The organism is Psychrobacter sp. HII-4 (genome assembly GCF_904846595.1).
Classification (GTDB): Bacteria; Pseudomonadota; Gammaproteobacteria; order Pseudomonadales; family Moraxellaceae; genus Psychrobacter; species Psychrobacter celer.
On the sequence record NZ_CAJHBJ010000055.1, the window covers coordinates 1 to 8046 of the forward strand.

8 protein-coding genes and 1 pseudogene are annotated in these 8046 nt (G+C 39.0%); all 9 read left to right on the top strand.

The window, feature by feature from the left end; genetic code table 11:
• Positions 1-536: pseudogene (locus JMX98_RS13025) on the top strand (hypothetical protein); the annotation flags it as partial.
• Between the two features lie 38 nt (positions 537-574).
• Positions 575-1165, top strand: a complete 591-nt coding sequence (locus JMX98_RS13030) for a hypothetical protein (RefSeq protein WP_201587196.1) — start codon at positions 575-577, stop codon at positions 1163-1165.
• Between the two features lie 23 nt (positions 1166-1188).
• Positions 1189-1431, top strand: coding sequence for a hypothetical protein (locus tag JMX98_RS13035; RefSeq protein ID WP_201587198.1), 243 nt, complete (start codon positions 1189-1191; stop codon positions 1429-1431).
• A gap of 31 nt (positions 1432-1462) precedes the next feature.
• On the top strand, positions 1463-1717 hold the full coding sequence (locus JMX98_RS13040; RefSeq protein ID WP_201587206.1) for a hypothetical protein: 255 nt from the start codon (positions 1463-1465) through the stop codon (positions 1715-1717).
• Between the two features lie 287 nt (positions 1718-2004).
• Complete coding sequence (locus JMX98_RS13045) at positions 2005-3048, top strand: SEL1-like repeat protein (protein ID WP_201587208.1); 1044 nt, start codon at positions 2005-2007, stop codon at positions 3046-3048.
• 200 nt (positions 3049-3248) lie between these two features.
• Positions 3249-4286: a hypothetical protein gene (locus JMX98_RS13050; protein WP_201587210.1), complete on the top strand. Its 1038-nt coding sequence runs from the start codon at positions 3249-3251 to the stop codon at positions 4284-4286.
• Positions 4287-4912: 626 nt separating this feature from the next.
• Entirely contained in the window at positions 4913-6022 is a 1110-nt protein-coding gene (locus tag JMX98_RS13055; protein ID WP_201587212.1) for an SEL1-like repeat protein, read from the top strand.
• A gap of 107 nt (positions 6023-6129) precedes the next feature.
• Complete coding sequence (locus tag JMX98_RS13060; RefSeq protein WP_413786559.1) at positions 6130-7371, top strand: bacteriophage T4 gp5 trimerisation domain-containing protein; 1242 nt, start codon at positions 6130-6132, stop codon at positions 7369-7371.
• Position 7372: 1 nt separating this feature from the next.
• Positions 7373-7789, top strand: coding sequence for a hypothetical protein (locus tag JMX98_RS13065; RefSeq protein ID WP_201587216.1), 417 nt, complete (start codon positions 7373-7375; stop codon positions 7787-7789).
• The last annotated feature ends 257 nt before the right edge of the window (positions 7790-8046 follow it).

Below are 8046 nucleotides of genomic sequence, written 5' to 3' on the forward strand. Positions count from 1 at the left end.
AAACCATCAACAAAAGCCGCTCGCTTAACGTTGACAAAACCAACAGCGAATTTGTCAAACTGGGTAAGTCTGTCACCGTAGGCTTAGGGTATGCCACCCAAGTGGGCACCATCATGAACACCGCTGTTGGCATCATGCAGACTGAACAAGTGGGCCGCATCAAAAAAACCTTTGTGGGTAAAAGCTATAGTATCACCGCAGGAGATGAGTTTAAGATCACCGTCGGCAAATCCTCATTGGTCATGAATGCCGATGGCAGTATCATCATCACAGGTTCCAGTATCATCACCCAAGCTGAGGGGGAGAATAAGGTGATTGGCAAGGATGTGCTGATCAATCCACCAGGAGCGAGTGCGGGGGGTGCAAGGGAAGAGCTTGAACCTGATTATCTAAATGATGCGCCTGCTCAAGTAGGGGCTGATGGATTACCTGTTCAAGGTAGTGACTCTGATGAAATGACCGATGAAGAGCTATTTGCGATGAACGATCAGATGATAGAGGATGCTATTGCAGATGGTAGTATGGTAGTATGGTAGCGAGTAGTAAGTATGGAAACCTTCAGACTGAACAGTTTATGAATCGACAAGCTGGAAATATCAATAGCAGCGTCATGAATAATAACGGAAGTATACATAGTGGCTCTATGCCAGCTTATCAACAACAGCAAAACCAAAAGACATTTAACGCAGCAGTGACAGTGGTTGGTGTAGCAGCTGGAGGCGGTTCAGCAACGATTCTTTATAAAGGATCTAGGCTTGTAGTCAGTAAGAAGGCACTTGATTTAGCCAAACAAGGCAAGCAGTCTGTAAGCACTTTAATCAAAAACGCTCAAAAGGCAGTCCCTAACACTACCTCTGTGCCTAAGGCTATGGCCGGGGGTGCTGGAGGTTCTGCGATTATGGATGTACTTACGCAAAAGACACTAAATCCTGGCGTTCCTTATGATCCTAGAAAAACGGCTGTAAGCGCTGGCATAGGAGCACTTGGTGGAGCAGGTGGTTCTACTATAGCGAATGCGGCAAAAGTACCTTATGCAACTGCGTTAAATATACCAAAAACGATAAAAAATTCTACAAGTATGAAAATCTTGAAGCAACAAAAAGCAGCGGAAACTGTAGGTAAAACAGCAGGAAAAGCGGCTATTGATGAGTCTGATAACCAGTAGAATTTATATAAAGGTGAATGTCAATGTTTGATATTTTAGAAGGAATTGTTGAACATATAATATTATTTTTTAATATACCAGATCGACCTTTTATAACTGCTTTTATAAAGTGGGTTTTATTAACAACGATCTTCTTTATTGTAGTTAGATTATTCCGTCTTTTTCAGTCATTAGGTTCAGCTTACCTTATTGATGATATTAAATTATGTGTAGTTTTAGGGTTTTTTGCTGCGCTCTTGTCCCTTTTGTTGAATGCAATCGATTGAAAGGAATGAGATATCTGAAAGGTAAAAACTAATGTTTGATATCTTGGAAGGAATTGTTGAACATATAATGCTGTTTTTTAACATACCTGATCGACCTTTTTTGACAGCATTAGTGAAAGCAATCGTGATTACTCTTTTGACCTTCACTGTAATGAGATCAGCTAGATTTTTTTTCGAATCAATTAAATCAGGTTATTTAATTGAAGATATTAAAACAAGTTTAATTATAGGTTGCGGTTTAGCAATTCTGATGCTTATATTTGATCTATTTGAAAAAAAACATTGACATTTGTGTAGGGTGAATCTTAATGTTTGATATCTTGGAAGGAATTGTCGAACATATAATGTTGTTTTTCAACATACCAGGTCGACTTTTTTTGACCGCATTAGTGAAAGCAATCGTAATTACTGTCACGACCTTTATCGTAATGAGATTTGCTAGATTCTTTTTCGAGTCTATTAAAACAAGCTTAATTATAGGTTGCCGTTTAGCAATGCTGATGCTTGATCTATTTGAAAAAAATAAAATTGAATTCACTGATGGATTTTTGAAATATAGAAGATAAGCACTCCATGAGCACTCAAAGTCTAAACAAATTAAATTTCTTCTTATTTGTAGCCCTATCAACTGGATTAACTGTCTCCGCCTGCTCAGCCGAGCCTGTAGACACAGCATCCTCAATAGAGAAAAATTATACTTCACAATCATACCAACTTGGTCTTAACTACTATAAAGGCAATTCAGTCAAACAGGACTATAAGGAAGCCTTTGAGCTCTTTCAAGAAGCTGCCAACCAAGGTAGTCCTAAGGCTCAGTTTCAACTAGGTAATATGTATGAGCATGGTCAAGGCGTTGATGAGGATAAAGCTAAAGCCTTGGGATGGTATAAAAAAGCAGCAGAACAAGAGTTGCCTGATGCACAAAATAGTATTGGTATGTCATACTTTTATAATCAGAAAGTAGAACCCAATTTTGAAAAGTCAGTTAGATGGTTTAAGAAAGCAGCAGAACAAGGTCAGCCAGAATCGCAGTACCATTTGGGTTTATTTTACGAAAACGGATATGACAGACCAATAAATTATAAAAAAGCTATTAAGTGGTATAAGAGCTCAGCAGAACAAGGGTTTGCGCCTGCCCAGTATAACCTTGGCACCTTATATCTTGATGGAAAAGGTACCGAGAAAAACTATACTAAAGCACAACAATGGTATCAGAAAGCAGCTGATTTAGGATTTTCTCCTGCTCAACACAATCTTGGTGTCATGTATGAAAAAGGTTTGGGTATGAAAAAGGATTATGGAAAAGCAGCGTATTGGTATCAAAGAGCAGTTGACCGAAATTATGTTCCAGCTCAAAACAATCTAGGCTCACTCTATTATTCAGGTAGAGGGGTTGAAGAAGATTACGATAAAGCCTTTGAGCTCTATAGTAAAGCCGCTGCTCAAGAAGAAGCTATCGCACAATTTAATCTTGGCGAGATGTATTATTATGGCGATAGTGTACCGCAAGATTATAATAAAGCCTACGAGTGGTATCAAAAAGCGGCTGCTCAAGGCTATCAAGAGGCTCAGGATCGTATTGATCAGTTGAGAAATGAAGGCAAAATTAATCGGTAATTATTTCTAATGCTTTCTTTTATTTAAGCTTCCATCGTCATTGGCCGTCTCTACAACAGCGCCTCACCGTCAACAAAGACCGCAAAGAGACCATCAACAAAAGCCGCTCGCTCAATGTTGACAAAACCAACAGCGAATTTGTCAAACTGGGTAAATCTGTCACCGTAGGCTTAGGGTATGCCACCCAAGTCGGCACTATCATGAACACCGCTGTCGGCATCATGCAGACTGAACAAGTGGGCCGCATCAAAAAAACCTTTGTGGGTAAAAGCTATAGTATCACCGCAGGAGATGAGTTTAAGATCACTGTCGGCAAATCCTCACTGGTCATGAACGCCGATGGCAGTATCATCATCACAGGATCGAGTATCATCACCCAAGCTGAGGGGGAGAATAAGGTGATTGGCAAGGATGTGCTGATTAATCCGCCGGGGGCGAGTGCGGGGGGCGGTAGAGAGCCTTATCCTGAGAATGCAGGTTATATGGCTACTTATGGTGAGCCTGATCAGGGGGGTGGGGGATTGTCAGGTTTTGGAGATTACACTCCTAATCCATACGATAATCCTCCAGAAGGTTATAAATATGTTTGGGATGAAAGTATTCGGGATATGGTTCTGAAGCCTATTCCAGAGAAGAAATCAAACTTTGCAGTGGATCCAATTGCTTTAGCATTTCCTGCTTCCGCAGGACATATGGTCACAGACCCTAAAGTGCGCGCGCAAGCGCGTTTACAAAACGATATGCGTGGTGTTACCTATGCAGGCGCTGCTATTGCGGGTTACGGTCCTTATATTGGAGCTGCAGCAAAAGAAGCGGCAACCTTACTACCACAAACTGCAATAAATGGTGCTTCATCTGGCGGTGCTCTTGGTGGTGTGTCATATGTCGCTACGACACCCTCTGAAGAATGGGATCCAAGCAAAGCTCTTATTTATACGGCTGGAGGTGCTCTAACTGGAGGTGTGTGGGGGGTAGCAACTACTGCAACAGAAGTAGCTATAGCGGGTGCTGTTGGTACATATGCTACACAGTATAGTGCTGAAGGTGAAGCAGATTTGTTCACTGCAGGGGTAAATGGTTTATCTAGAGGAGCATTAAAGCCCTATAATTTGGGAGGTATAGGAGATATAGCTCAAGCAGCTACCACATCTGCTGCTGGTGAGTTTGGTAAGTCAGTAGAGTTTAAAGATTCTGATTCAACAGATGATCTAGGACTTTTTTGGACTAAGAAGCCTTAAATTATTATAACTCAAGGGTAGAAATAAATTTGAAATCCGATAAAAACTTTACAGATCATAGTTATTTAATAAATGAGAAAGGTATTACTTTTGTTTATAAGTATTTACTTCTGGCCATAGTGTTATTCATATTTCTGTTGCTTTTTACAAGATTATTGTTTAATTCTGATAATAGTATTTTTTATTTTTTTGAATTTAAAATATCACTGTACTATTTGCTACCGTTTATAATATGCTTATATTCTGTCTTATATTCGTTTTATAGAATTTTATTTGTAATTTCAAAAAGGTTTATCAAGAATATAGAAATAGATAGAAAGTTAAAGATAACTCTAATTAGTGGAAAAGAAATTCTATTAGAAGATTTTAAAATAATAGAGGATCAAAATAAAATAAAATACATAAATAGAGACCAACTTGGTGGTAGAGTTTACAAAAAATATGACTACCAGTATATTGGTATAAAGGACAAAGAGATGATTTATCTTCTACCATATAAAAAAGAATTTAAAGATATTACTATTAAATTACTAGAAAGCGTAAGCCATTAGATCGATAGATAATTAACATAGTAAGGCATTTATATACAGATGTTAACGTTCTAAAGTATAAAAGTGAAGTGTTTTATGATTGTTCAAAAACCAAAAAAATTAATGTTTCATTTAAGACTTGTTATTGCATTATCAACTGGGTTGTTGTTTTCTGCTTGCTCAGCTGAATCTGCCAATGAAATTGGTCAATACTCGACCAAATCAGTGCATAAAAATGAGGGTAAAGATTTCAAATCGGTTTATGCTACGGCTAACCAAGGTGATCCTCAAGCTCAGTTTCAATTAGGTGTGATGTATGAAGACGGTGAAAGTGTTAGTGAAGATAAAGTTGAAGCCCTGAAGTGGTACAAAAAAGCAGCCGAACAAGGATTGGCTGATGCACAAAATAAAATGGGTGTTAAATACTTCTATAGTGAAGATGTAGAGAGAAACTACGGTAAAGCTATTAAATGGTTTAGGAAAGCAGCCGACCAAGGTCATCCGGAAGCTCAATTTCATCTAGGGGAGTATTATACAAATATTGAAGGCAGTCCAATTGATTATAATCAAGCTATTAAGTGGTATAGAAAATCAGCAGAACAAGGTTTTTATCCTGCTGAATTTAACTTAGCCGCACTTTACTACAAAGGTATAGATACGGAGCCGAATTATTCTGAAGCATTTAAATGGTACAAAAAAGTAGCTGATAAAGGGCATGCACCAGCTCAATTTCAAGTCGCTATTATGTACTATGACGGTTTAGGCGTAGAACAGGACTATGGAAAAGCATTTGAGTTATTTCAAACACTAGAACATGAAGGATATCCATCAGCTCAACATAATCTTGGCGTCATGTATGAAAAAGGTGAAGGCGTTGAACAAGATTATAAAATAGCTGCTCAATGGTATCAAAAAGCAGCCGACCAAGGTTATTCTCTTTCTCAAAATGATCTAGGTTCACTGTATTATTCAGGTAGAGGGGTTAAAGAAGATTACGACAAAGCTTTTGATCTTTACACTAAAGCAGCAGCTCAAGGAGAAGCCTTAGCACAGTTTAATCTTGGCGAAATGTATTATTATGGTGATAGTGTCTCGCAAGATTATAATAAAGCTTATGAATGGTATATAAAAGCGGCTACTCAGGGTAACCAAATGGCTCAGGAACGTATTAATAAATTAAAAAATGAAGGTAAGATCACTCGCTAGCTTTTCTAATCCTTAATGCTATATAAAGTCCCGTCGTCATAGGCCGCCTATACAACAGCGCCAACCCGCCACCATGGGGCTACCCTGAGGCGGCCAAAAAGTCCGGCATCAAATCCAAAAGCTTTAACTCCCCACTCGATAACTACAATGAGTTCATGTTCAATGACGACGCAGGCTTTGAGCTGGTGAACCTGCAAGCTCAGCGTGATCTGAACTCACTGGTCAAGAACGATGAGCGCCGTCACAACAACCGTAAAGAGCGCGTAGATTTGAACGAAACCATCGACATCGGTGGCAATAGAGACGAGACCGTACATAAAAGCGAACAGATACTTATCAAAGGCAACCGCGACAAAACCGTCAAGGGTAACGACACCCTCACCGTCAACAAAGACCGTAAAGAAACGGTTAATAAGAGCCGCTCCCTCACCGTAGATAAGACCAACACTGAGTTTGTCAAACTAGGCAAATCAGTGACCGTAGGCTTAGGGTATGCCACCCAAGTGGGCACCATCATGAACACCGCTGTTGGCATCATGCAGACTGAACAAGTGGGCCGCATCAAAAAAACCTTTGTGGGTAAAAGCTATAGTATCACCGCAGGAGATGAGTTTAAGATCACCGTCGGCAAATCCTCACTGGTCATGAATGCCGATGGCAGTATCATCATCACAGGCTCAAGCATCATCACCCAAGCAGAGAAAGAGAACAAGGTGATTGGCAAGGATGTGCTGATTAATCCGCCAGGGGCGAGTGCGGGGGGTGATAGAGAGCCTTATCCTGAGAATGCAGGTTATATGGCTACTTATGGTGAGCCTGATCAGGGGGGTGGGGGGTTAGATGGTTTTGGCAATTATAACCCTCGAAATCCTAATGAGCATTGGGATCCAGACGAACAAAAAATGATGCCTGGAAAACCCCCTATAATAATTGATAGCAATCAAGCGGCGGTATATCAATATTTTAATGGAAATGGTGAAGCGGTTGAATTGGGTGCAACAACCAAATCGCGTTTACGCAATCACGATAGACAAAAGGCTGCTCTAGCGAGATTGAAATCTGGCGTTACTGATATGGATGGATTTTATAGAGTTGACATGACACGGGGGAGCAACAGTATGTTTCATGTTGGTAGAACTGGCGTAGAGTATGATACACAATGCAATAATGGAATATGTACAACTACTTTTAAGGGTTTTCAACAAAAAGATAAGACTACTGGACGTATTTATCCAGATGCTTTCGTTGACCCTATCGATATTGGTATTGAGGTGGGTGGAACACCTTATGACTACAAACCTTATGTTTGGCAAGAAATATATCCTGATAACTTTACTGGTAAGAAATAGCATGATTAATTTTGAACCATTAATACTATATTTCGTTGCCAATGATTCTTTATGGATTTTATTTATTACGATCATAATGACTATGATTGTTAATTTTTATCTACGTAATTACCTTTCATTATTATATAGAATATTACCTACTTGGTTGTTTGCTTATACATTTTCATTAACTTTTGTACGTTTATACGACGACTGGTTAGGCGATAAAGTTGATTCTTATGCACACTTTGGTGGTTTTATGTTTAGTAGGGAGCCCGACGCACCAAAACTGCCGCCTGAGTTCGCTGTTTATTCTGGGGCGTTAGATCATGATACGTGGAGAAATCTTTACTTTTTAACAGGTGTGGTTATTGCAATTATGGTCGTAATTATAGTCGAAGTTTTGATTTCCTTAATTATTCGAATTAGAAGTAGATAGACTTTCTTGAAACTGTACGCTATACAATCAGCTATTAGTACAACGATAAAATTAAAACTTGAAAAATGTACACTTTTATTTATAGCATTAATAATAGTAGGTTACATAATATGAATAAGCATAAAGATTATATAGTTAAATCTTTATAAAATCGATACAGCCCATATCATGAAACAGTTTAGGTAAATTATTCTCCATCCACCCTTGGCGCAGAAACTTAGCCTGTGCCCACTTCTTCTCGATAGGGTTCAAATCAG